General features: G+C 65.4%; 19 protein-coding genes and 1 pseudogene. 7 read left to right on the top strand and 13 right to left on the bottom strand.

Annotated features, from left to right (window positions below):
- The first annotated feature begins 97 nt into the window (after positions 1 to 97).
- Positions 98 to 1,003 carry a hypothetical protein gene (locus tag Q0877_RS09765; RefSeq protein ID WP_299167299.1) on the top strand — a complete coding sequence of 302 codons (906 nt, stop codon included), beginning with the start codon at positions 98 to 100 and terminating at the stop codon, positions 1,001 to 1,003.
- Positions 1,004 to 1,073: 70 nt separating this feature from the next.
- Positions 1,074 to 1,643 carry a DapH/DapD/GlmU-related protein gene (locus Q0877_RS09760; RefSeq protein ID WP_299167297.1) on the top strand — a complete coding sequence of 190 codons (570 nt, stop codon included), beginning with the start codon at positions 1,074 to 1,076 and terminating at the stop codon, positions 1,641 to 1,643.
- Positions 1,644 to 1,658: 15 nt separating this feature from the next.
- Here Q0877_RS09760 and Q0877_RS09755 read toward each other — a convergent pair whose 3' ends face one another.
- The 6 genes and pseudogenes from Q0877_RS09755 to Q0877_RS09730 all read right to left on the bottom strand — a co-directional run bounded on the left by Q0877_RS09755 (position 1,659) and on the right by Q0877_RS09730 (position 5,371).
- The gene (locus Q0877_RS09755; protein ID WP_299167295.1) at positions 1,659 to 1,952 is read right to left on the bottom strand and encodes a hypothetical protein; all 294 of its coding nucleotides are present in this window, start codon (positions 1,950 to 1,952) and stop codon (positions 1,659 to 1,661) included.
- 19 nt (positions 1,953 to 1,971) lie between these two features.
- Positions 1,972 to 2,412: a hypothetical protein gene (locus Q0877_RS09750; RefSeq protein ID WP_299167294.1), complete on the bottom strand. Its 441-nt coding sequence runs from the start codon at positions 2,410 to 2,412 to the stop codon at positions 1,972 to 1,974.
- Between the two features lie 74 nt (positions 2,413 to 2,486).
- Positions 2,487 to 2,837: a zinc-binding dehydrogenase gene (locus tag Q0877_RS09745; RefSeq protein ID WP_299167292.1), complete on the bottom strand. Its 351-nt coding sequence runs from the start codon at positions 2,835 to 2,837 to the stop codon at positions 2,487 to 2,489.
- A gap of 4 nt (positions 2,838 to 2,841) precedes the next feature.
- Positions 2,842 to 2,979, bottom strand: a pseudogene (locus Q0877_RS09740) (NAD(P)-dependent alcohol dehydrogenase); the annotation flags it as partial.
- A gap of 247 nt (positions 2,980 to 3,226) precedes the next feature.
- The gene (trmB, locus tag Q0877_RS09735; protein ID WP_299167291.1) at positions 3,227 to 4,096 is read right to left on the bottom strand and encodes a tRNA (guanosine(46)-N7)-methyltransferase TrmB; all 870 of its coding nucleotides are present in this window, start codon (positions 4,094 to 4,096) and stop codon (positions 3,227 to 3,229) included.
- A gap of 45 nt (positions 4,097 to 4,141) precedes the next feature.
- Positions 4,142 to 5,371 (bottom strand): M20 family metallopeptidase, encoded by a 1,230-nt coding sequence (locus tag Q0877_RS09730; RefSeq protein ID WP_299167290.1) that lies wholly within the window; start codon positions 5,369 to 5,371, stop codon positions 4,142 to 4,144.
- 319 nt (positions 5,372 to 5,690) lie between these two features.
- Here Q0877_RS09730 and Q0877_RS09725 point away from each other — a divergent pair, with 319 nt between their 5' ends.
- Both Q0877_RS09725 and Q0877_RS09720 read left to right on the top strand, forming a co-directional pair.
- Positions 5,691 to 7,361: a DEAD/DEAH box helicase gene (locus tag Q0877_RS09725; RefSeq protein WP_299167288.1), complete on the top strand. Its 1,671-nt coding sequence runs from the start codon at positions 5,691 to 5,693 to the stop codon at positions 7,359 to 7,361.
- 136 nt (positions 7,362 to 7,497) lie between these two features.
- The gene (locus Q0877_RS09720; RefSeq protein WP_299167286.1) at positions 7,498 to 7,902 is read left to right on the top strand and encodes a YccF domain-containing protein; all 405 of its coding nucleotides are present in this window, start codon (positions 7,498 to 7,500) and stop codon (positions 7,900 to 7,902) included.
- Between the two features lie 10 nt (positions 7,903 to 7,912).
- Here Q0877_RS09720 and Q0877_RS09715 read toward each other — a convergent pair whose 3' ends face one another.
- A complete protein-coding gene (locus Q0877_RS09715; RefSeq protein WP_299167285.1) occupies positions 7,913 to 9,895 on the bottom strand; it encodes a penicillin-binding transpeptidase domain-containing protein in 1,983 nt (660 codons plus the stop codon).
- 99 nt (positions 9,896 to 9,994) lie between these two features.
- Between Q0877_RS09715 and Q0877_RS09710 the strand changes: the two genes are divergently transcribed.
- Positions 9,995 to 10,993, top strand: coding sequence for an aldo/keto reductase (locus Q0877_RS09710; protein ID WP_299167284.1), 999 nt, complete (start codon positions 9,995 to 9,997; stop codon positions 10,991 to 10,993).
- A 119-nt stretch (positions 10,994 to 11,112) separates the two neighbouring features.
- A complete protein-coding gene (clpB, locus tag Q0877_RS09705) occupies positions 11,113 to 13,710 on the top strand; it encodes an ATP-dependent chaperone ClpB (RefSeq protein WP_299167283.1) in 2,598 nt (865 codons plus the stop codon).
- 11 nt (positions 13,711 to 13,721) lie between these two features.
- On the opposite strand, the gene Q0877_RS09700 is transcribed toward clpB, so the two are convergent.
- The gene (locus tag Q0877_RS09700) at positions 13,722 to 15,260 is read right to left on the bottom strand and encodes a septum formation family protein (RefSeq protein WP_299167282.1); all 1,539 of its coding nucleotides are present in this window, start codon (positions 15,258 to 15,260) and stop codon (positions 13,722 to 13,724) included.
- A 274-nt stretch (positions 15,261 to 15,534) separates the two neighbouring features.
- On the opposite strand from Q0877_RS09700, the gene Q0877_RS09695 reads away from it, so the two are divergent.
- Complete coding sequence (locus tag Q0877_RS09695) at positions 15,535 to 15,762, top strand: DUF3073 domain-containing protein (protein WP_299167281.1); 228 nt, start codon at positions 15,535 to 15,537, stop codon at positions 15,760 to 15,762.
- A gap of 87 nt (positions 15,763 to 15,849) precedes the next feature.
- Here the strand turns inward: Q0877_RS09695 and purM are convergent, their stop codons facing one another.
- From purM to Q0877_RS09670, 5 genes are read right to left on the bottom strand one after another with little or no spacing between them, the layout of a single operon-like run.
- Positions 15,850 to 16,977, bottom strand: a complete 1,128-nt coding sequence (gene purM, locus Q0877_RS09690; RefSeq protein WP_299167280.1) for a phosphoribosylformylglycinamidine cyclo-ligase — start codon at positions 16,975 to 16,977, stop codon at positions 15,850 to 15,852.
- Positions 16,974 to 18,533 carry an amidophosphoribosyltransferase gene (gene purF, locus Q0877_RS09685; protein WP_299167278.1) on the bottom strand — a complete coding sequence of 520 codons (1,560 nt, stop codon included), beginning with the start codon at positions 18,531 to 18,533 and terminating at the stop codon, positions 16,974 to 16,976. Before purF ends, purM begins: the two co-directional genes overlap by 4 nt.
- A gap of 41 nt (positions 18,534 to 18,574) precedes the next feature.
- Positions 18,575 to 18,862, bottom strand: coding sequence for a hypothetical protein (locus Q0877_RS09680; RefSeq protein WP_299167276.1), 288 nt, complete (start codon positions 18,860 to 18,862; stop codon positions 18,575 to 18,577).
- Between the two features lie 18 nt (positions 18,863 to 18,880).
- Positions 18,881 to 20,329: a DUF2079 domain-containing protein gene (locus tag Q0877_RS09675; RefSeq protein ID WP_299167275.1), complete on the bottom strand. Its 1,449-nt coding sequence runs from the start codon at positions 20,327 to 20,329 to the stop codon at positions 18,881 to 18,883.
- Positions 20,326 to 20,715, bottom strand: a complete 390-nt coding sequence (locus tag Q0877_RS09670; protein ID WP_299167274.1) for a sterol carrier family protein — start codon at positions 20,713 to 20,715, stop codon at positions 20,326 to 20,328. The genes Q0877_RS09675 and Q0877_RS09670 overlap by 4 nt, the downstream gene beginning before the upstream one ends.
- Position 20,716: the final 1 nt, after the last annotated feature.

Genomic DNA, 20,716 nt, shown 5'->3' with positions numbered 1-20,716 from the left:
GTCCGGCAGTCTGGTGTGTAACGGTTCTCTCTCGTGACCGTTCCGTGCTGTTGGCGAGTTCCTTCACGCGGTAGCGTGCGTTGTGGGGGATGCAGCGATGCAGGAGTACCCTGACAGGCGATTCCCCGCTTTCTATTTCCTTGACGGAGGTACGCCGTTGTCGAAGCTATCCGCTCTCACCGCTATCGCTGCAGCAACTCTCCTTGCTGGCTGCTCCGCCGTCGATCAACCTGATGTCCGGTCTGCTGCCGGACCTGAGTCTGCTGCGCCGTCGGCCGCGGTGACGGCTCAGGGGGCGACGCCGGAGCCTGAGCGGGCCACGCCTGTGCCTGCCGAGGTGACTCCGGAACCTGCGGAGGCGACGCCGCTACCGGAGGTGCTAACGCCCATTCCGGAGGAGGCAGCGCCGCTACCGGAGGTGGTGACGCCGGTACCGGAGGAGCCCGGGCAGATGGTTGAGGAGACGAAGGATGCTGCTTTGCCGAGCCAGGAGTGGGTTCCGGAACCGACGGTTGAAGCCGCATCGGAAAGTCCTGAGACGCCTGCGCCTACGCTTGAGCCGCTTCCTGCGGGCGTGAACGATCCATTCGTCCCGCCGCCGCACGGTGAGCCGAACCCGCTTGCGCCGGTGATCCCTGAGGTGCCCGATGTGTCGCCCAGCCAGCCGTCCCACTTCGAGAGCGTGACCGTGGAGCCGGTTTCACCAGGCACCTCAGCGCCAGCGGCAACTGTTCAGCAGCACGCCACGCTCGTCGTCGTCGGTTCCGGTTACGCTCCTGGGCAGGAGATCTACGTCATGCTCGGTTGGCCGAATACCGACTACAACTACGTAAGTCAGCCGACCGTGTTTGCCGGTCCGGACGGCTTGTTCACGTTCCCGATCAACATCGGCTCCGACGTTCCGCCGCGCGACTATGTTGTGATGACGGTGCCTATGGTGTCTGATCCTGAAGCGAGGGAAGCGCTCAAGCGCTATATCGACGTCACCGTCACCTCCCGGTAGCAGTACTTCCACAGCTAGCCAGTTTGGCGTAGCCCGTAATCGCAGTCACCGCATTCCTTAAGGAGCAAACGTGGATCTTAGCGATCTTCTCGCTGCGCTGAATGCCGGTGAGACCATCAGCGGGAACTCACCGCTGCACGGGGTGATGCACGATGTGAGCCAGGAAGCACTGCGCATCACAGGTGAACTTAACAGTGGCTACCAAGAACCGGCGCGTGTGCGCGAGCTGTTGTCGCAACTGACCGGGAAGCCGGTTGACCCATCCGTAACGGTCTTCCCGCCATTCTACTCGGACTTCGGGAAAAACATCACTCTTGGGCAGCGGATCTTCCTCAATGCCGGATGTAAATTGCAGGACCAAGGCGGCGTGGTCATTGGAGACGACTGCCTGATTGGGCACAACGTGGTGATAGCAACGCTCAACCATGATCTCGATCCATCGAAGCGTGCAGATATGCACCCGGCTCCTGTCGTCACCGGTCGGAACGTATGGGTCGGTTCGAACGCAACCATCCTTCCGGGCGTATCGATTGGAGATAACTCCGTTGTCGCGGCGGCCGCCGTTGTGACAAGGGACGTGCCAGCGAATGCCATTGTCGTGGGTTCACCTGCACGAATGGTTCGTTCCCTGAGCAACTAGAGGGCTGCTGGCTTTCTACTCGTGCACGGGTGATTCAAGCCGAGCGATGCGGCCCTCCAGCCCGATGCGTTTCCGGTTCAAACGTGCGAGGGAGGTGAGACCCAGAAACAAGGACTTGCTCTGCTGAGCGGTGCTCGGCAGTCCTCGCGCAGACAGGGTCTCGTCCACTTCCTCTCGGCTTGCGTCGGGGTGCTGGGCAACCACATCGCGTGCCTCCTTGAATGAAGGGGCGTTGAGCGCGTGGCAGTCGATCCGGTCATTGACGGCAGCGAGTTTCTGTTTGAGCGCCTGCAACTTGGTTTCCGTCATGCTTCGATTCAAGCAAGCTTTACTGAACACGGAAAACGGGGCGCGGTGCTGTCCGGAGGGCCTGGGCCGCATCGAGCCTGGCCGCACGCCAGAGTGTCATCACCAGCAGGATGGTTACCGGGACCCAGATGATGCGTTCGATAAACGACGGGGACGCGACGTTCAATGCCGCTCCGATGACCATCAGGGCGCTGGCACCGTACATGAAGCGGCGCCGGATCCCAATGGGCACCCATGACGTTCCGGCAACGGCCGCCAGGACCAGGTAGATCACGGCGGCAACCGCGCTGCTTGCGCGAAGGGGATTAGGCAAGACCCCGGAATTCGCTCCTCCGTACGCTGCCGCGGCCCAGGGTGCGCCGCCGGCCAGCGATGCCTGGAAGCCGGCAACAACCAGAAGGAGGGCGGCCGCAGCTTTTCCTGGTCGGGACGCCGGACGGTGTTCTCCGGTGACATTCATGGTGATTCCTTACTTGATGGTATTGCTGGTTATGGGTGCCGGTGAGGGAACAGTGCCGCTACCGCGGAGGCCGCTTACTCGCCGGGGTCATGCAGGTTGAGGACTACGCTGCCACTTTTGCGCCCTGATTCGGCATGGGCCTGCGCGGTAGCGGCTTCCTTCAAATTGTAGGTTCGGTCGATCACCGGGACATAGTGTCCGGATGCCGTCAGATCGCTCATGTACTTCACGTCCTGGGCCATCGCTTGGGGCTTTCGAAGCCCGGTGAACGCGATTCCTGCCCGGGTCTTGCCGAAGTTTCGGGTCACCAGCATCCACATCAGTATCTGTAAGGAGGGTACGGTCGTCAGGTAAATGCCGCCAGGCTTCAGTAGCTTCCGGCTGCGGGTGTATGAGCTTTTGCCTACCGACGACTTTGTCGGCACCGAGAGACTTCACCAACTCAAGGTTCCCGGTGCTGCAGACCGCGGTGACAACTGCCCCGAAATGCTTGGCGAGCTGAACAGCGGCCGTACCCACCACGCCGGAGGCGCCGTTGATCAATGCCAGGTATCCGATGCCGGCCATCACGAGCAGGATGCCAAAGACCTTCGGCATGAAACAGGAAGAGACGGCTGCGATGGCGCACGCCATGCTCGCCAAACTTCCCGTCAACGAGTACCCGTATCTCGCCGAGCTGACGGCGGACCATGTGCTTCAACCGGGCTATTCCTATGGCGATGAGTTCCCGCTCGGCCTCGACCTCCTCCTCGACGGCCTCGAGGGGTGGCTCGAGCGACACCCCCCGGGATCAGCAGCCGCCTGCGGAGAACAACTAGGAAACCCTCCGGTACGTCAGATCGAAAATCGTGCGGCCAACGTCGTGAGCCTTATTCTCGAAGCTCGTCAGGATGCGTCCCTCGAACCGCGGCGCCCAGCCGCCGAGGGCGTCCTCGCCTTCCTGCGCGGAGGCGGTTCCGGCAGGTTCACGCCCTTCACGGCGCGGTGTACCACCGACCTCGTGCTCCACACCGCTCGCCCACACCTGAGTGAGCGGGCTTTCAGAACCCGCGCGCTCGCCGTCGTGCAGGTTCTCGAAAAGCGGCGAGGCGTTGGCGGCCTCACGCATTTGCGCCGCGTAGTCGGACCAGTCGGTCGCGAGGCGGAGGATGCCGCCCGGCTTCAGCACCCGCCCGGCGAGATCAATAAAGGAATCCTTGACCAGCCGGCGCTTGTGGTGGCGGGTCTTATGCCAGGGATCGGGGAAGAAGACCCACAGCTCGGCAACCGAAGCCGGGCGGATCATCGTTGCCAGCGCTTCAGCCGCATTCACCTGGGCAATGCGCACGTTGCTAAGCCCTCCCTGATCGATGCGCAGCAGGGTCTGCGCGAGCCCCGGCTTATACACCTCAAGCGCAAGGAAGTTGCGGTCAGGATCGGCCGCAGCGGCGTGGGCTACCGCTTCACCGAGACCTGACCCGACCTCCACCACCAGCGGGGCATCACGGCCAAAGGAGGCAACGGCTTCGTACTCCCATCCGGGATCAACGGACGTGTCTGCCTGCGAACTGCGTGGAACGTCCACCACCAGGCCCTCAGACAGCTCAGCCCACGCGTCGCGACGCCGACCCTGCAGGCGCGAACCTCGGCGCACGAAGGATACGGGCTGGGAAGGGAAGGGCTGGGGTTCGGGTTGCGTGCTCATCGGTACAAGCGTAGCGAGGCCTGCAAAGCCAACCGTGCAGCTGGATCAGGCGCCGGACAACTCTTCGATCCGCGCGAGGGCCAGCTGCGCATAGAGGGCCGTACCGTCGGCGAGGATGCTGTCATCGAAGGCGGCGTAGGGGGAGTGATTGAAGGCGGTGTCCGCTGGGTCGACGCCCGGCTGCACGGCGGACAGGAACACGAAGCTCCCGGGCACTGCCGCAAGCACACGGGAGAAGTCCTCGGAGCCGCTCAGGGGATTCACCATCTGCGTGTACCGCTCGTCGCCGAACAGCTCCCGCACGTGCTTCTCAAGGTTTGAGGTTTCACTCTCATCCGTCACGGTCAGCGGGTACTCGGTTTCATACTCGACCGTCGCGTAGAGCCCGTGCGCTTCGGCAATACCGTTCACCAGGCGCGGGATCGCGGTGCGCATCAGCTCCCGGTTCTGCTCGGAGAACGTTCGGATTGTTGCTTCGATGCGTGCCGATTCGGGGATGACGTTGCGTTTGGTTCCCGCATGCAGCAGGCCGACGGTCAGGACCACGGGATCGAACATGTCGAACTGGCGGGTGATCACCGTCTGCAGGCTGGTGACAATCTCCGCCGCAACGGTGACCGGGTCTTTCGCGCGGTGGGGTGCCGACCCGTGGCCGCCGGCGCCGTGGACCGTTACATACAGTCCATCGGACGCCGACATCAGCGTTCCGGGCCGGCTGGCGAACAGGCCGTTGGGAAGCAGTGAGGACACCACGTGGATACCGTACGCAGCATCGGGCCGCCGCCCGGCGGCTTCGAGCACACCTTCGCGGATCATCACCCCTGCCCCATCGAAACCCTCCTCGCCGGGCTGGAACATCAGGACGACGTCGCCCGCCAGTTCATCCCGCCGGTCGGCAAGGATTCGCGCGGCTCCGGCGAGCATGGCTGTGTGCAGGTCATGCCCGCAGGCGTGCATGGCGCCGTCAATACGGGAGGTGTACGGAACTCCGGTCTGCTCCTGCACCGGAAGCGCGTCCATGTCGCCGCGCAGCAGCACCACCGGCTTCTGTTCAACCGACGACGGTGCCGTCCCGCGCAGGACAGCAGTCACCGACGTCGTATCCTCACCAATGCTCACCTCGTAGGGGAGTCCATCGAGGGCTTCCAGAACCTTTTCCTGCGTCCGTGGAAGGTGCAGTCCGATCTCCGGCTCCTGGTGCAGCCGGTGGCGCAGCTCAGTCACTTCCCCGGAAAGGTCTGCTGCGGAGGAACGGATATCGGCGGCGTTGGGCATGGATTCTCCTGGGATGTGACGAGGTTATTGGGTGGCACGCGTGGTGGGCTTGCTCACACATGGCCCATCCTTGCCAACCGCCGTCAGGAGCGCAACCGCTCCACTGATAGACTTGAACCACTTGCTTGCGGCATCCGGAGCTTGTTCCTGGAGATTTCCGGGTTCCTTCAGCCGCAGCCTGCGTCGATGAACGCATTCTTTTGTCCCGCGCTATCTCCCAAGATCGTGAGAGCGGTTGACACTGTCTGACTTTCCTTCGGCGGACTCTGGGCACCAACCGGTGCGCAGGGAAGATGAGAAGAAAGTTCGTGTACTTTACATGACTACCTTTGCTGCGCTTGGCGTGCCCACAGCGCTGGTCCGTTCCCTCACCGACCAGGGAATCACCGAACCATTCCCCATTCAGGTCAAGACCTTGCCTGACACCCTCGCGGGCCGCGACGTACTCGGCCGCGGCCGCACCGGCTCGGGCAAGACCCTGGCCTTCGCGCTGCCGATGGTGTCCCGCCTGGCCGAGCGGGAGGCGGCCTACCGCCGCAAGCCCGGGCGCCCGCTGGCGCTCATCCTGGCCCCCACGCGCGAACTTGCCACACAGATCAATGCCACCGTTGAACCCCTTGCCGGCGAACTCGGCCTGAACACCACCGTCATCTATGGCGGCGTGTCACAGGCTCGCCAGGAGAAGGCGCTGCGCGCCGGCGTCGACATCGTCATCGCCTGCCCAGGCCGGCTGGAAGACCTGATGCGCCAGAAGCTGGTCACGCTCGAGTCGGTCGAAATCACCGTGCTCGACGAGGCTGACCACATGGCTGACCTCGGCTTTCTCCCCGTCGTGAAGCGGATCCTCGACACCACGCCCACCGAGGGCCAGCGCATGCTGTTCTCCGCCACGCTGGACAACGGCGTGGACAAGATCGTGCAGCGCTACCTGTTGAACCCGCTGACCCACTCCGTGGACACCACGCAGGCCTCGGTCACCACCATGGAGCACCACGTGCTGCTCATCGGCGATCAGACGCAGAAGAAGCAGCTCATTGTGCAGCTCGCCTCCGGTACCGGCAAGCGCGTTCTCTTCATGCGCACCAAGCATCACGCTCGCAAGCTCGCCAAGACCCTGACCGACGCCGGTATCCCCGCCGTCGACCTGCACGGCAACCTTTCGCAAAACGCACGCGACCGCAACCTCGCTGAGTTCTCCACGGGTGACGTGCGGGTGCTCGTCGCTACGGACGTCGCAGCGCGCGGTGTCCACGTGGATGACGTCGAGCTTGTGGTCCACGTTGATCCGCCGACCGAACACAAGGCCTACCTGCACCGCTCCGGCCGCACCGCGCGCGCCGGTTCTGACGGCACCGTGGTAACGATCACCCTGCCCGAGCAGAAGGGCGAGGTGCAGAAGCTCATGAGGGCCGCCGGCGTCAACGTCGCGTTCGAGAACGTGTCAGCCACCTCACCGCTCGTCGGCAAGCTCATCGGCGACGTTGCAGAGAAGATTGACCCTCGCACCCGTGCCGCACTTCTCGCCCAGCGCGAGACCCCGCGCGGTGGTGGCTCCTCGACCGGAGCGAACGCTGAGCGCAAGCGTGCCCGCCGTGCCGCTCCCGCAGCGGGCGGCCGTGGCGGACGCGGAGGACGCGGCCGTGTTGCAGCGGACCCGCAGGGTAATCGTGCAGAGGGCAACCGTGCGGAGCGCCGCAAGGACCAGCCGCAGGCTGCCCGCTTCGGAACCGACGGCGAGCGCCGTCGTACCGGTGAAGGCGCACCCGCCGCCCCCGGTAACCGTACCCGCCGTCCCCGTCCTGCACGCTCGGGTGATGTCGCAGCGCACAGCGCAACAGGCACACGCGGTGCCGGCACGCAGGGCAAAGCCCAGGCCGGCTCCGGACAGCGTAGCCACGCGCCGGCGTCGTCAGGCCGTCCCGCCGGCACCCGGGGGGCCGGTCCCCGTCGAGCCGGCGCACCGGCGTCGAACGAACGCCGCGGCCGCTAAGCAGCAAGCCGAACGCAACAGCACTGCCCACCGAGCTGAACCAGCCCGGTGGGCAGTGTTGTTTCTGCGCCGATGCGGGTCCAGTCAGGGGAGCCCCTCATGGCTTTTCGACGCCGCTGATGGGAAGAATAGACCTATGAACGCACTCCTGAACATCATCTGGCTTCTATTCGGTGGAATCTGGCTGGCAATCGGCTACTTCCTGGCAGGAATTGTCTGCTGCCTGCTCATTGTCACCATCCCCTTCGGGATCGCGTCCTTCCGCATTGGCGCCTACGCGCTGTGGCCGTTCGGACGCTCAGTAGTGGACCGCGGCGGGCGCACCTACTTTTTCTCCACCGTAGGCAACGTGATCTGGGTTGTGGTGGCCGGTGCGTGGATTGCCATCGGGCACGTGCTGACCTCCATCCCGATGTTCCTCAGCATCATCGGCATCCCGCTGGGCATCGCGAACATCAAACTCATCCCGGTTTCACTGATGCCGCTGGGCAAGGAGATCGTTCCGACGTCGGGCACCCGCTTTCCGCAGCAGCTGAGGTAGCGGCCCGGGTCTACTGACCGGCTCCGCCAAGGAACTCTTCCATCAGCGGGCCTCCCGAGATGGAACCGCGTTCACCCTCCTCAACGAAGACGGCAACCGCGAGGTCACCCTGCAGCGCCACCACCCAGGCATGCGTGCGGGGCGGATCCTCCGTGCCGAACTCGGCGGTGCCGGTCTTGGCGAGGACCGGTTCGCCCGGGATGTCCGCGAGCAGCTGTGCGCCTCCCACTGTGACTACGGCGCCCATCATCTCCCGAAGAGCTGCAGCCTCGTCGGCGGTCAGGGTGCTTGGGGCCGGCGCCTCAATGGTTTCCGCAGTTGTTTCCTCAGGTGCGGCCTCTGTTGCGGACTCTGTTGTCGGTTCAGCAGAAGCCGACGACGACGGCGCCTCCTCCGTCGCGCTTCCCGCCAGGAGCGTGGGCGCCACCCGTTCCCCGGCGCCGACCGAGGCAGCCATGATGGCCAGGGACAGGGGAGAGACGAGGACCTCGCCCTGCCCGATCATTGAGGCCGCGTGTGCGGTACCGTCCGCCTCTGTTGGGACCGAGCCGAAGAAGGCCGGGGTGCCGATCGGAACATTGACTCCGATGCCGAGATCCGCGGAAGCCGACGCCAGTGCCTCCTGGGAGACGACATCGCGCTGTGAGATGAAGCCGGTGTTGCAGGACTGCGCGACAGCCTGCAGGAGAGGGATTTCCCCGGTGAACTGCGCGGGATAGCCGGGCACGTTGTTGAAAGCCCGGCCTTCGACCACCAGCTCCTCCGGGCAGCTGGTGGGGGTTTGAGGGGTGAAGCCGTTCTTGAGCAGGGCGAGCGAGGTGGCCACTTTGAAGGTGGACCCGGGCGGGTACTGGCCGAGGAGCGCGGTCTGCAGTCCTTCGCTTCCGGGCCCGTTCGCCGCGGTAAGGATTTCCCCGGTCGAGGGCCGGATGGCAACAATCGAAGAGGCCGAAGGTTCCTCCGCGAGAACGTCCTCCGCAAGCGTCTGCAACGCAGGGTCCAGGGTGAGCTCCAGCGGTTCTCCGGGAACGGGTGCCTTCTCGAACAGGACCTCGCTGGTACGGGTCTCACCTTCCCCGGTCACGGCCTCGATGACCATGCCCGGCGTGCCACCCAAATGCTGGTCATACTGCAGTTGAAGCCCGGACAGCCCGGCGACGTCGCCTGCCTCCAGCCGCCCCTCCGACTGTTCCACCAGCTCGGCGGTAACCGGGCCAACCGATCCCAGCAATTCACGCGCGAAGGTGCGGGTAGGAGCCAGCGACATGGTGTCCGGGATGCCCGATGCCCCGGGGATGGCGTTGATCTCGTCGTCCGAGACGGGGCGCTCCTCGTTGTCCCGCAGGACAATCGCTTCGACGAAGGCTTGCGCCCCGGCGTTGATCACTTGTTCGTTGTAGGCCGCCGGGTCGATGCCTACCAGCTCGGCAAGGGCTGCGGCCGAGGATTCGAGCTCCGGCGTCTCAATGCGGGTTTTATCGATGCCAATCCGGATGACGGGGCGGTCGGTGACCAGGACCTCGCCTCCAGCACCGAGTATCTCGGCACGTTCGGCGGCTGTGCGGGAGGCGGCAAGCGAGGCATCCGGCCCCAGGCCGTCAACCGCCACGGAGGGGGCCCAGCCCACCTGCCAGGCATCATCGACCAGGGTGAGTTCCGCTGTGGTGGTGTAGGTCCAGTCGCTGTCGATCTCGTCGACGTCCCAGACGTGGTTGAGCTGGGCCGTTGCAGTGTCTTCGCCTGTTGATTCCACGCCGGCCACGGTCACGGTCGGCGACGCGGGGTCGAGCGCAGCCGTGATTTCTTCGAGCTCTGCCGAGGCGTCCTCAGCGGACGCGGACGAGAACGCGACGCCGCTCAGATCCCCGCTCGTCAGGCCCTCGGCGAGACGGTTTGCTGCATCTTCTGCGGTGGGACCGTCCTGCGTGCACGCGGTCAGCGTCAGCGCCAATGCGGCAATGGTCAGGACAGAAGTCAGATTGGTTTTCCCCATGGGCTCCATTATTGCCCACGCGCTTCCCGGACTGGCGGTTTACCCACATATGCCGCGCATACCTGTCCGGAGGGCAGTCAGCGGAATACCATCGGAGGCATGACCCTTTCCCGAATTGAATTGGCAGCCGGCTTCATCGTGAGTGCACAGGGTTTTGGCGGCATGGCGCTGACCGAGGTGTACGGCGGTCTCGATCAGGAACAGGCCCTGAAGACCCTTCACCACGCGGTGGATGCAGGCGTGACGTTCATCGACACGGCTGACGTCTATGGTGCGGGAAGCAATGAGGAGCTGGTCGGCCGGTTGCTTGCCAGCCGACGGAACGACGTGGAAGTTGCCACCAAATTCGGTATCGAGGGCAGCCCGGCCGCCGGGTACACCGGTGTCCGCGGGAATGCGGAGTATGTCCGGACAGCAGCCGAGGCGAGTTTGCGGCGGTTGGGGACGGACGTCATCGACCTCTACTACATGCACCGGCGTGACACATCCGTGCCGATTGAAGAGACGGTCGGAGCCATGGCAGAACTGGTCGCGGCGGGAAAGGTCCGCCAGCTGGGACTATCCGAGGTGACGGCGGATGAGCTTGCCGCCGCCCATGCCGTGCACCCTATCGCTGCCGTGCAGAGTGAGTGGTCGATCTGGAGCCGGGATGTCGAACGGCAGGTTGTGCCCAGGGCTGCCGAACTTGGCGTCGGTTTCGTGCCCTACTCGCCGCTCGGCAGGGGTTTCCTCACCGGCACTGTGCAGGTTCAGTCGCTATCCGCGGGGGACTTCCGTCATCGCGTGCCGAGATTCAGTGCGGACGCGATGGACGCCAATGCCGCCGTGGTGGAAGCGGTCCAATCGGTGGCCGTCAACGTCGGTGCGACGCCCGCGCAGGTGGCGCTTTCCTGGCTTGCGGCGCAGGGTCGGAAATTCGGGCTGCCGGTGGTTCCGATTCCAGGTACCCGCAAGCCGGAGCGGGTGGACGAGAATCTTGGTGCCGTTTCCGTCACGCTTTCGGAGGCAGATTTCGATGTGCTGGACGCGGCAGCGGACCTCGTGGTGGGGGAGCGGAGCGCCAACCCGACGTGGGTGTCGAAAGGCAGGGAGCTCTGAGCGCAGGCTTGCGGCCGCCAGTGGTTCGCCTGCAGTGAAAAGGGCGCTCACGAGGATTGCCGACTAACTTGAGTCGAGTACACTCAACTTAGTTGATGTTGCTATTGCAGGAGGCCAGCATGGACACCAAGTTCACCACCAAGAGCCAGGAAGCACTGTCCGCTTCCGCTATGAATGCCTCCACCGCGGGCAATCCGCAGGTGGAACCCGCGCACGCGCTCAAGGCGCTGATGGACCAGCGCGACGGCGTGGCGGTAGCCCTGCTGACAGCCGCCGGTGTGAGCCCGGACAGCGTCAGCGTGAAGGCGAGCACCGCGATCAAGGCGCTGCCGTCGTCGTCGGGCTCCTCCGTTGCGCAGGCGCAGTTCTCCCGGCCGATGCTGCAGGTCATCACGGCCGCGCAGCAGGAGGCTGAGTCGCTGGGAGACTCCTATGTCTCCACCGAACACCTCCTTCTCGGCATCGCCGCTGACTCCGGTGCCGCCGGCAGGATTCTGCGGGAGGAAGGGGCGTCGCGGGATGCCCTTGTCGCGGCACTTCCCGGCGTGCGCGGTGACCGGCGCGTCACCAGCGCCGATCCCGAGAACACTTTTCAGGCGCTTGAGAAGTTCGGCGTGGACCTGACGGAGATCGCACGTTCGGGCAAGCTCGACCCGGTGATCGGCCGGGACACGGAGATCCGCCGCCTGGTGCAGGTGCTGTCCCGGCGCACCAAGAACAATCCCGTGCTGATCGGTGAACCGGGCGTCGGCAAGACCGCCGTCGTGGAAGGTCTTGCCCAGCGCATGGTTGCCGGCGACGTGCCCGAGTCGCTGCGGGGGAAGACGCTGATCAGCCTCGACCTGGGGTCGATGATCGCCGGTGCAAAGTACCGCGGTGAGTTCGAGGAACGGCTCAAGGCCGTTCTGGAGGAGATCAAGGCATCCAACGGTCAGATCGTCACGTTCATCGACGAGCTGCACACCGTCGTCGGAGCAGGCGCATCCGAGGGTTCCATGGACGCCGGGAATATGCTCAAGCCCATGCTGGCCCGCGGTGAGCTGCGCCTGATCGGTGCAACCACGCTGGACGAGTACCGGGAGAACATCGAAAAAGACGCAGCACTTGAACGCCGCTTCCAGCAGGTCTATGTTGGCGAGCCGAGTGTCCAGGACACCATCGGCATCCTCCGAGGGCTCAAGGAACGCTACGAGGCTCACCACAAGGTTTCCATTGCGGACTCGGCGCTGGTGGCGGCCGCAACGCTGTCCAACCGGTACATCACCGGCCGGCAGCTACCGGACAAGGCGATCGACCTAGTGGATGAAGCGGCGTCGCGGCTGCGGATGGAGATCGATTCAGCACCGGAAGAGATCGACCAGCTGCGCCGCGCCGTCGACCGGCTCACCATGGAGGAACTGGCGCTCGAGGGTGAGTCCGATGAAGCATCAGTGGAGCGACTGGAGGCCCTGCGCGCCGACATGGCGGACCGCAAGGAGCAGCTCGCTGCCCTGAACGCCCGCTGGGAAGCGGAGAAGGCTGGGCTGAACCGCATCGGTGATCTGAAGGCAAAGCTGGATGAGCTGCGCTCGCAGCAGGAACGCACCCAGCGCGAGGGTGATTTCGAGACCGCTTCCCGCATTCTCTACGGCGAGATACCGCAGGTGCAGCGGGAGCTCGATGCAGCGCAGGCCGAGGAGGAACGCTCAGCTGATTCGCCGGAGCTCATGGTCGCCGAGGAGGTCACTGCGTCCGATATTGCGGAGGTCATCTCCGCATGGACCGGCATCCCGGCCGGCCGCATGCTGCAGGGCGAGAGCCAGAAGCTGCTGCACATGGAAGAGAACCTCGGGAACCGCCTGATCGGCCAGAAGAAGGCAGTGGCCTCGGTTTCTGACGCTGTCCGCCGTGCCCGGGCCGGAATCTCGGACCCAGACCGGCCCACCGGGTCGTTCCTGTTCCTCGGCCCCACCGGTGTCGGCAAGACCGAGCTCGCCAAGGCGCTCGCCGACTTCCTGTTCGACGACGAACGCGCCATGATCCGCATCGACATGTCCGAATACTCGGAAAAGCACGCAGTGGCACGGCTGGTCGGTGCACCTCCCGGGTACGTCGGCTACGAGGAAGGGGGACAGCTCACGGAGGCGGTGCGACGCCGGCCCTACAGTGTGGTGCTGCTCGATGAGGTGGAAAAGGCGCACCCGGAGGCGTTCGACATCCTCCTGCAGGTGCTCGACGACGGCCGGCTGACCGACGGTCAGGGACGCACCGTTGACTTCCGGAACGTCATTCTGGTGATGACGTCGAACCTCGGTTCGCAATTCCTGGTGGACCCGACGATGGATGAGCCGGCCCGCAGGGATGCCGTCATGTCAGTGGTGAACGCGAGTTTCAAGCCAGAGTTCTTGAACCGGCTGGACGACATCATCATGTTCGACGCGCTGAGCCTGGAGGAGCTGTCACAGATCGTTGATCTTCAGGTGCACGCCCTCGGTGCCCGGCTTCAGGAACGTCGGCTCACGCTCGACGTCACGGACGCGGCACGGGAGTGGCTGGCACTGACCGGTTTCGACCCGGCCTACGGCGCACGCCCGCTACGCCGCCTGGTTCAGCGGGAGATCGGCGACAGGCTCGCCCGCGGGCTCCTGTCCGGCGGCATCAACGACGGGGACAAGGTGCGCGTGGATCGCGCTGCGGACGGCGCTGAAGGGCTGACGGTCGCCAGCGTCACCGGGTAATAACCGGGCACTTACTCCGTGAGTAGGGTGTCGGTGATGTTGTCCTCGTCGGACACCACGAAGCAGTCGATACGCCGGTCGCCCTCCGCCCAGGTTCCCGACGTCGGTGTGACCTGGGTGAGCGTAAGGCTGGTGTATTCGGCGGCTGCGTTTTCGTCGATCGTCACCGCGTTGCACAAATCATCACCGCTGGCGTTCAGGGCGGTCTCCCCGGGGAACTCCGCTTCTTCGGGGAGGCTGGTGGTCGCCAACAGTTGGGCGTTGTGCGGAGTGGTGCAGGTCACGGTAGTGACGTCAGCGCTGAGGTCCGTCGAGTCGAAGCCGAGTATGCAGGCTCCAGCCCCGAGCTCGAGCGGAGAGACGCCCTCGGCGATGATTCCGTCAGCGCCCGGCGTGGTACTGGGGGAGGAGCCGGCGTCGGCATCGTCTGAACGCAGTGCGCCGACAATGGCGGTGATCGCGAAAATCAGCAGGGCTATCACAGCCAGGCCAATTACACCGAGAATGATCAGCTTTTTCCTGTTCGACCCGCGGGAGGACCGGCCAACGGAGCGGGCACGGATGCGGGTGGGCGCAGGCTCGTCCGGAGCTGCCGGAGGGAGGCCGTAGGGGCCGCCGATGGGCGGCACGGGGCTTGCGGGTGCATGCGGCTGCGGGGAAGGGAAGGGCTGCGCCCAGGGCGCCTCAGGGGCGGCCGAGCCTCCGGCCGGTTCGGTTGCTTCGGGAACCGCGGTTGCTTCCACAGCTTCGGCTGAGCCTGTCGCTTCGGCCTGGTCGGATGCGTCGGTTGCTCGGGGAGCCTCGGGCACTTCGGTTGCTTCCGGAGCAGCCTGCGCTGCGGTTCTTTGGTCTTCCGTCTCGGCTGTTGTGCCAGCTTGCCCGGCTTCGAACAGTGCATCCCAGCGTGACTGCTCCTGGGCCGTACCGGTCCAGCCGGGGTCATCGCTTGAGACGGCGAAGCTTGCCAGCCCCGCGGAAGCATCTTCGCCGGCGGAACCGTCCGTCTCCTCAGACTCGTCAGGCTCGTGCACAGCGGCGTCCGATGCGCCCGCCTCTTCGGAAGCGCTGTCCGGAGCACTCTCACTGTCGACCGTCTCGTCGGTCGCGTCAGATCCGTCGGTCGCCCCAGATCCGCCCGTCGCGTCAGATCCGCCGGTCGCCCCAGATTTGCCCGTCCCGTCACCGGCCGCACCGCCCGCCGGGGCCGTGCCCGCGGGCGCAGCGGCATCTGCCGGATCCTCTGTCGGGCGGGGACCCGCCACGAGGGTTCCGACCTCCTCGGCCTCCTGCGCCACCAGTTCGGCTTCTGCAGCAGCTTCCTCCAGCGAGGCAGCCTTGGCCGCGTCGTCGCTGATCTCTGCCGCCTCGAGGGACGGCTCGCTCAGCTGGACCTCTTCGGCCGAAGTGCTGAGGGTCGGCTCGACGGCGTCGGCGGATACATCCGGATCGGAGAGATGAACCTCGTCAGCCTTGAGGAGGTCCGGTTCCGGTGTGGCCGATTCATTCGCGGCGGAATCGCCATCCTCCGGCTTGTCCGGCTGATCGCTCATAGTGAACTGCTCCCTCGTGTGCCCGCCGCGGTGACGGGCTGACTTTCGTCCAAATTACCCCACGACTCTAGCCAACAACGGGGCTTCTCCGCATGGAGGGCGAAGAACTGTCCGCGCAATGCCGAATCGGGTCCGGGGCCGCCCGCATCGCGGACCCGAGAAACCATGTAACCTATAGAGACGACACATTGACCGGATACTCCGGGGCCTCGTTGCGCCTTTGTTTTAGGCCACAGCGACCACCTCCGGATCGACGCAAAAAGGGGGTCACGCCATGGGGCGCGGCCGTCAGAAGGCGAAAGCCACCAAGCAGGCACGGGACATGAAGTATTTCAGCCCGTCCACGGACTACTCGGCGCTTCAGCGCGAGCTTAAGGCGACCGGTAGTCGCGCCTCCCGCCATGATGATCCGGTCGAGCCGGATTATTCGGCGTATGAGGACAAATACGCGGACCAGTTTGACGATGAAGGGGACGACGGCGGCACCCGCCGAATCGGTTAAGCGTCCTTTTTGAGCTGATCGCTCGCATAAATACGTTGAGAACCAGCGGCCAGGCAGTAGATGCCAGGCCGCTGGTTCTTGTTGTGCTCAGAGTGAGTAGGAGCCGACCAGCCGCACGGAGCCGCCGTCAACGCCCTTTGCGCCCTGCACATAGTCAGGACCGTCAGTGCTTCCATCCGAGGCGCTTCCCACCTGACCCATGACCCACGAGGGCACACCGCGCTCGTTGAGGTGCGCAACCGCGTCGTCAGCTCCGGCGGCCGAAATCACGGCAACCATTCCGACACCCAGGTTCAGCGTCCGTTCCAGATCCGGCAGCGGCACGCTGCCCAACTCTGAGACGAGGCTGAAGACCGGGGGAAGCGACCACGTGGAGCGGTCCACGGTTGCCTCAAGGCCACGGGGAAGTACGCGCGCGAGGTTCGCAGCGAGCCCGCCGCCGGTCACATGGCTGAAGCCGTGAACGGCACCGTCGGATGTGAGGGGGAACCGGCGGGCGAGGTCGAGGCAGTCCGCTGCGTAAACGCGAGTAGGCTCGAGCAGTTCCTCACCCAGGGTGCGGCCGAGCTCTGAAACCTGGCGGTCCAGCGCCCAACCGGCCTGGTTGATGACACGGCGCACCAGCGAGTAGCCGTTCGAGTGCAGGCCGGAAGACGCCATGCCGATGATAACGTCCCCCTCGCGTACACGGTCGGGGCCCAGCAGCGAGTCAGCCTCGACCACACCGGTGGCCGCGCCCGCGACGTCGTACTCATGCTCACCCAGCAGGCCGGGATGCTCAGCGGTTTCGCCGCCCACCAGGGCTGTACCGGCAACGGAGCAGGCCGAGGCGATGCCCCGCACGATCGCGGCAATACGGTCAGGGACTACCTTGCCGCACGCAATGTAGTCCGTCATGAACAAGGGTTCAGCGCCGACGACGACGATGTCGTCCACCACCATGCCCACGAGGTCGAATCCGATGGTGTCGTGGATGTCCATGGCCTGCGCGATGGCAACCTTGGTGCCCACGCCGTCGGTGGAGGTGGCAAGCAGGGGCTTGCGGTAGGTCAGAAGCTTCGACACGTCATAAAGGCCCGCGAAACCTCCGACGCCGCCCACCACGTTGGCCGTGTGGGTGGCCTTGATAGCGTCCTTCATGAGCTCCACCGCCCGGTCGCCGGCTTCGACGTCTACTCCGGCGCTTGCATAGGTGATGGGGTCAGAGGAGGTCATACCCGCTCTTTCTTGTCAGCTTCGGTCAGGAGGGTTTCGAGTTCGTTGCCAGGCCCCGGGTCGCACCCCGTGGCGCCGGCCTTCTCGGCAGGATCCACGCGCTCGAGCAGGTTCTTGCCGCGACGGTCTTCCTCGGGCAGCTCAATCGGGTAGTTGCCGGTGAAGCAGGCCGTGCAGAGCCGCTCCCGCGGCTGCCTGGTGGCTTCGATCATGCCGTCCTCGGAAATGTAGGACAAACTGTCTGCTCCGATGGACTTGCTGATCTCGTCAACTGCGGCGCCGTTGGCAATCAGCTCGGCACGCGAGGCGAAGTCGATGCCGTAGAAGCAGGGCCAGCGCACGGGCGGGGAGGAAATTTTCACGTGTACCTCGCGCGCGCCGGCTTCACGCAGCATGCGCACCACTGCCCGCTGCGTATTGCCGCGGACAATGGAATCGTCGACCACGACAATGCGCTTGCCCTTGATGACAGACTCCAGCGCGTTCAGCTTCAACCGGATGCCGAGCTGGCGCAGAGTCTGGCTGGGCTGGATGAAGGTGCGCCCCACGTAGGAGTTCTTCACGAAGCCGTGCGCAAAGGGAATGCCGGATTCTTCCGCGAAGCCCACCGCTGCCGGTGTGCCGGACTCCGGGACGGGGATGACGACGTCGGCCTCTGCAGTGTTCTCGCGGGCCAGTTGACGGCCCATTTCCACGCGGGAGTCGTACACCGACCGGCCGGCGATGGCGGCGTCGGGGCGGGCGAGGTAAACGTACTCGAAGACGCAACCGGCCGGCGTCGTCGGAGCGAAGCGGCGGGAGCGGACGCCGCCCTCGTCGATGGCAATGAACTCTCCGGGTTCTATCTCCCGGATGTAGCTGGCGCCTACGGTGGCGAGGGCGGCCTGCTCCGAGGCGACTACCCAGCCGCGCTCCAGCCGGCCGAGCACCAGCGGACGGACGCCGTGCGGGTCGCGTGCTGCGTACAGCGTGCCCTCATCCATGAACACGAAGCAGAACGCACCCTCGATTAGGGGAAGCAGGCCCAGGGCCGTGTCCTCGAGGGAGCGTCCGTCGTCGCCGTCCAGCAGGGTGGTGACCAGCGCGGTGTCGGAGGTGTTGCCCTGCGCCATTTCGCCGCTGCGGGGCTTCCCCTGGCGCTTGAGAACCATCTGGTACAGCTCAGCCGAGTTGGTCAGGTTGCCGTTGTGGGCCAGGGCAACCGTTCCGGCGGCGGTGGCGCCGAGGGTGGGCTGGGCGTTGGCCCAATTGGAGGAACCGGTGGTGGAGTAGCGGCAGTGTCCCACGGAGATGTGGCCGGTGAGGGTGTTCAGGGTGGCCTCGTCGAAGACCTGGGAAACCAATCCCATGTCTTTGTAGACGTTGATCCGGGCGCCGTCGCTGGTGGCTATGCCCGCTGACTCCTGGCCGCGGTGCTGGAGGGCGTAGAGCCCGTAGTACGTAAGTTTGGCGACTTCCTCGCCGGGAGCCCATACGCCGAAAACGCCGCAGGCGTCCTGGGGGCCTTTTTCGCCGGGGAGAAGATCGTGGGAAAGCTGTCCGTCACCGCGCACCATTGCTCTATTCTCTCACGGCGGAATGGGGGTTGTTTTCCGGACTATTCGTCGTCGGTGCGCTCCGCCGTCGCCTGCTTCATGCGGCGGACACTGATCCGGTCGAGGAGCAGCACCACCAGGGCGCCGATCAGCAGCCCCGGAATGGCGAAAACCACCGTGAAGAAGCCGAGCACGGACTCGCGGGTGAGCGTCGGATCAGCCGGTCCCGTGTAGGCCACGATCAGCGCGGCGATGAACCCGATCAACGCGCCCAGTCCCATGAACGGTCCGAACTTCGGGGCACGTCGGACGGTGACCTGGCGGCGCTCTGGAGGCTGCTGCGAACTCATGGTTCAAGGCTACCGGGATCAGCTCTCGCGCTTGACCAGTTGGTACCCCGCTTCGTCGAAGATCAGCGTGTAGTCCTCGCCCGGCCAGGTATCCTCGGCGTGCTGTTCCGCACTCTCCGGGCGGGTGGCCCCCCAGCTCCAGTCCTCGGCGTCGACCACGAGGTATTCCGGCGCCGGATTCTCATTGCCGATCCAGTACACCTCGGTTTCCGGCACGAGGTACGGCATCAGGACGACCCCCGACTCCACGGTTGCGCCCGCCGGAATCCGGTCCATCATCCGGTGCGCCGCGTCCCAGCGCGGGGACGGTTGGTAGGTCTCCGGTTTCGCCAGTGCGCCCAGTGCCTGGCCGGGCAGCAGCATGAGCGCCACCACGGTGACGACGGGCACGACGGCGGCGCTATAGGAGCGCAGCCAGCCGTGCCTGCTGCGGCGGGCAAGAAGGATTCCGTGAATGAGAGCGGCGAACAGGACGGGCATGAGCACGGCGTTGTAGTGCCAGTCCGTTCCCCAGTAGGACTCGTTGGTCGCGGCGAATCTCCACAGCAGCGTTGGCAGCAACACCGCGGCCAGCGGCGAGCGGAGGAACAGGAACCCGCCGGCGAGGAGCAGCAGCCACAGCGTCTCGTACTTCTCCGTTGCCGTCAGCATGGTGAACAGGGTATCCACCGGGTTGGCCAGGAGCGCGGCGGTGTCGATGCGGTCCGAGTAGTCGTAGGTGCCGCCGGTGTTGAGCGCCGGCAGGAGGACGCCCACCGACAGGACCACCCAGGCAAGGCCCCAGAGCGCCAGCCACAGGCCTGCCTGATAGCGTCTCCGGAAGCGCCAGGCCAGCACCAGCCCGAACGCGAACACCGTAAGCCCCATGTCCTCCTTCACGAACACCAGCAGCCCGGCGGCGACGACGGCGGTGCGCAGCCTGCCCTCGATGTACGCCTCCAGTGCCAGCGCAAGCAGGGGCAGCGCGAGCGCCACCTCATGGAACTGCACGGCGACGGCGGCCTGGATCCCCCAGGACAGGCCGTACGCCGCTCCGAGAAAGAGCCCCGGGACGCGTCCCACATGCCGTACGGCCAGCCGGGTGAGCACCAGGACGGACCAGCCGATCAGCAGGTTCTGCAGGACCAGCAAGGTGAGCCCCGACGGGAACAGCGCGTAGGCCGGGGCCAGGATGACGAGCAGGGGATGGAAGTGGTCGCCGAGCAGATTGAACCCGTGGCCCTTGATCGGCACAATCGGCGCATCGAAGCCGGCGTAGGCCTTCGCTAGCTGCGTGAAGATGCCGAGGTCCCAGGACGGGGTGCCGAAGCTGTACCACTGGGCAACGGAAAAGACCGTGTACAGGGCCGTGACCACTCCGGCGACGCCCCAGGCCTCCACCGGCTGCCGCCGAAGGGCGGCGAGGGCGCCGCGCAGTCCCCGGACCGGGAAGTTCGGCTCACCTGCGCCCTCCCGCTCGAGGATCATGCCGAATCCGGCCCCGGTGGAGGCGGTAACTGCGGGAAGAGCGGCAACAGCGCCGACAGGTCCGCCCGCTGGCCGGAAGCCGAAACAGCACCTGAGGCAACGGCTTCCGTCCAGCGCAGCGCCCCGGTGATCAGCGCGAGCCAGGTGTCAGCGTCCGTCTCGATCACGTTCGGCGGAGTTCCGCGGGTATGGCGGGGGCCCTCGACGCATTGGGTGACACCGAGCGGGGGTACCCGTACCTCCACGGTGTTGCCGGGCGCGCGTGCGGCGAGTTCCTCCAGGGAGTAGCGCACCGCCGTCGTGCGTTCTGTGCGGTCGCTGCTGCCGGCGGCCACCGCGCGGACCGCAGCGGTGCCGGCTGCCGCAGGGATACGCCGTCGTGCCATT

Origin of the sequence: uncultured Arthrobacter sp., from assembly GCF_947495145.1 — a bacterium.
GTDB lineage: Bacteria > Actinomycetota > Actinomycetes > Actinomycetales > Micrococcaceae > Arthrobacter_D.
The sequence above is the reverse complement of the archived record's forward strand: the minus strand, read 5'-3'. Positions and strand labels throughout refer to the sequence as shown.

Coding starts and splice junctions, on each gene's coding strand:
- Q0877_RS09765 (WP_299167299.1), top strand. CDS start 98: ATGCAGGAGTACCCTGACAGGCGATTCCCCGCTTTCTATTTCCTTGAC.
- Q0877_RS09755 (WP_299167295.1), bottom strand. CDS start 1,952: ATGACGGAAACCAAGTTGCAGGCGCTCAAACAGAAACTCGCTGCCGTC.
- Q0877_RS09750 (WP_299167294.1), bottom strand. CDS start 2,412: ATGAATGTCACCGGAGAACACCGTCCGGCGTCCCGACCAGGAAAAGCT.
- trmB (WP_299167291.1), bottom strand. CDS start 4,096: ATGAGCACGCAACCCGAACCCCAGCCCTTCCCTTCCCAGCCCGTATCC.
- Q0877_RS09730 (WP_299167290.1), bottom strand. CDS start 5,371: ATGCCCAACGCCGCCGATATCCGTTCCTCCGCAGCAGACCTTTCCGGG.
- Q0877_RS09725 (WP_299167288.1), top strand. CDS start 5,691: ATGACTACCTTTGCTGCGCTTGGCGTGCCCACAGCGCTGGTCCGTTCC.
- Q0877_RS09720 (WP_299167286.1), top strand. CDS start 7,498: ATGAACGCACTCCTGAACATCATCTGGCTTCTATTCGGTGGAATCTGG.
- Q0877_RS09715 (WP_299167285.1), bottom strand. CDS start 9,895: ATGGGGAAAACCAATCTGACTTCTGTCCTGACCATTGCCGCATTGGCG.
- Q0877_RS09710 (WP_299167284.1), top strand. CDS start 9,995: ATGACCCTTTCCCGAATTGAATTGGCAGCCGGCTTCATCGTGAGTGCA.
- clpB (WP_299167283.1), top strand. CDS start 11,113: ATGGACACCAAGTTCACCACCAAGAGCCAGGAAGCACTGTCCGCTTCC.
- Q0877_RS09700 (WP_299167282.1), bottom strand. CDS start 15,260: ATGAGCGATCAGCCGGACAAGCCGGAGGATGGCGATTCCGCCGCGAAT.
- Q0877_RS09695 (WP_299167281.1), top strand. CDS start 15,535: ATGGGGCGCGGCCGTCAGAAGGCGAAAGCCACCAAGCAGGCACGGGAC.
- purM (WP_299167280.1), bottom strand. CDS start 16,977: ATGACCTCCTCTGACCCCATCACCTATGCAAGCGCCGGAGTAGACGTC.
- purF (WP_299167278.1), bottom strand. CDS start 18,533: ATGGTGCGCGGTGACGGACAGCTTTCCCACGATCTTCTCCCCGGCGAA.
- Q0877_RS09680 (WP_299167276.1), bottom strand. CDS start 18,862: ATGAGTTCGCAGCAGCCTCCAGAGCGCCGCCAGGTCACCGTCCGACGT.
- Q0877_RS09675 (WP_299167275.1), bottom strand. CDS start 20,329: ATGATCCTCGAGCGGGAGGGCGCAGGTGAGCCGAACTTCCCGGTCCGG.
- Q0877_RS09670 (WP_299167274.1), bottom strand. CDS start 20,715: ATGGCACGACGGCGTATCCCTGCGGCAGCCGGCACCGCTGCGGTCCGC.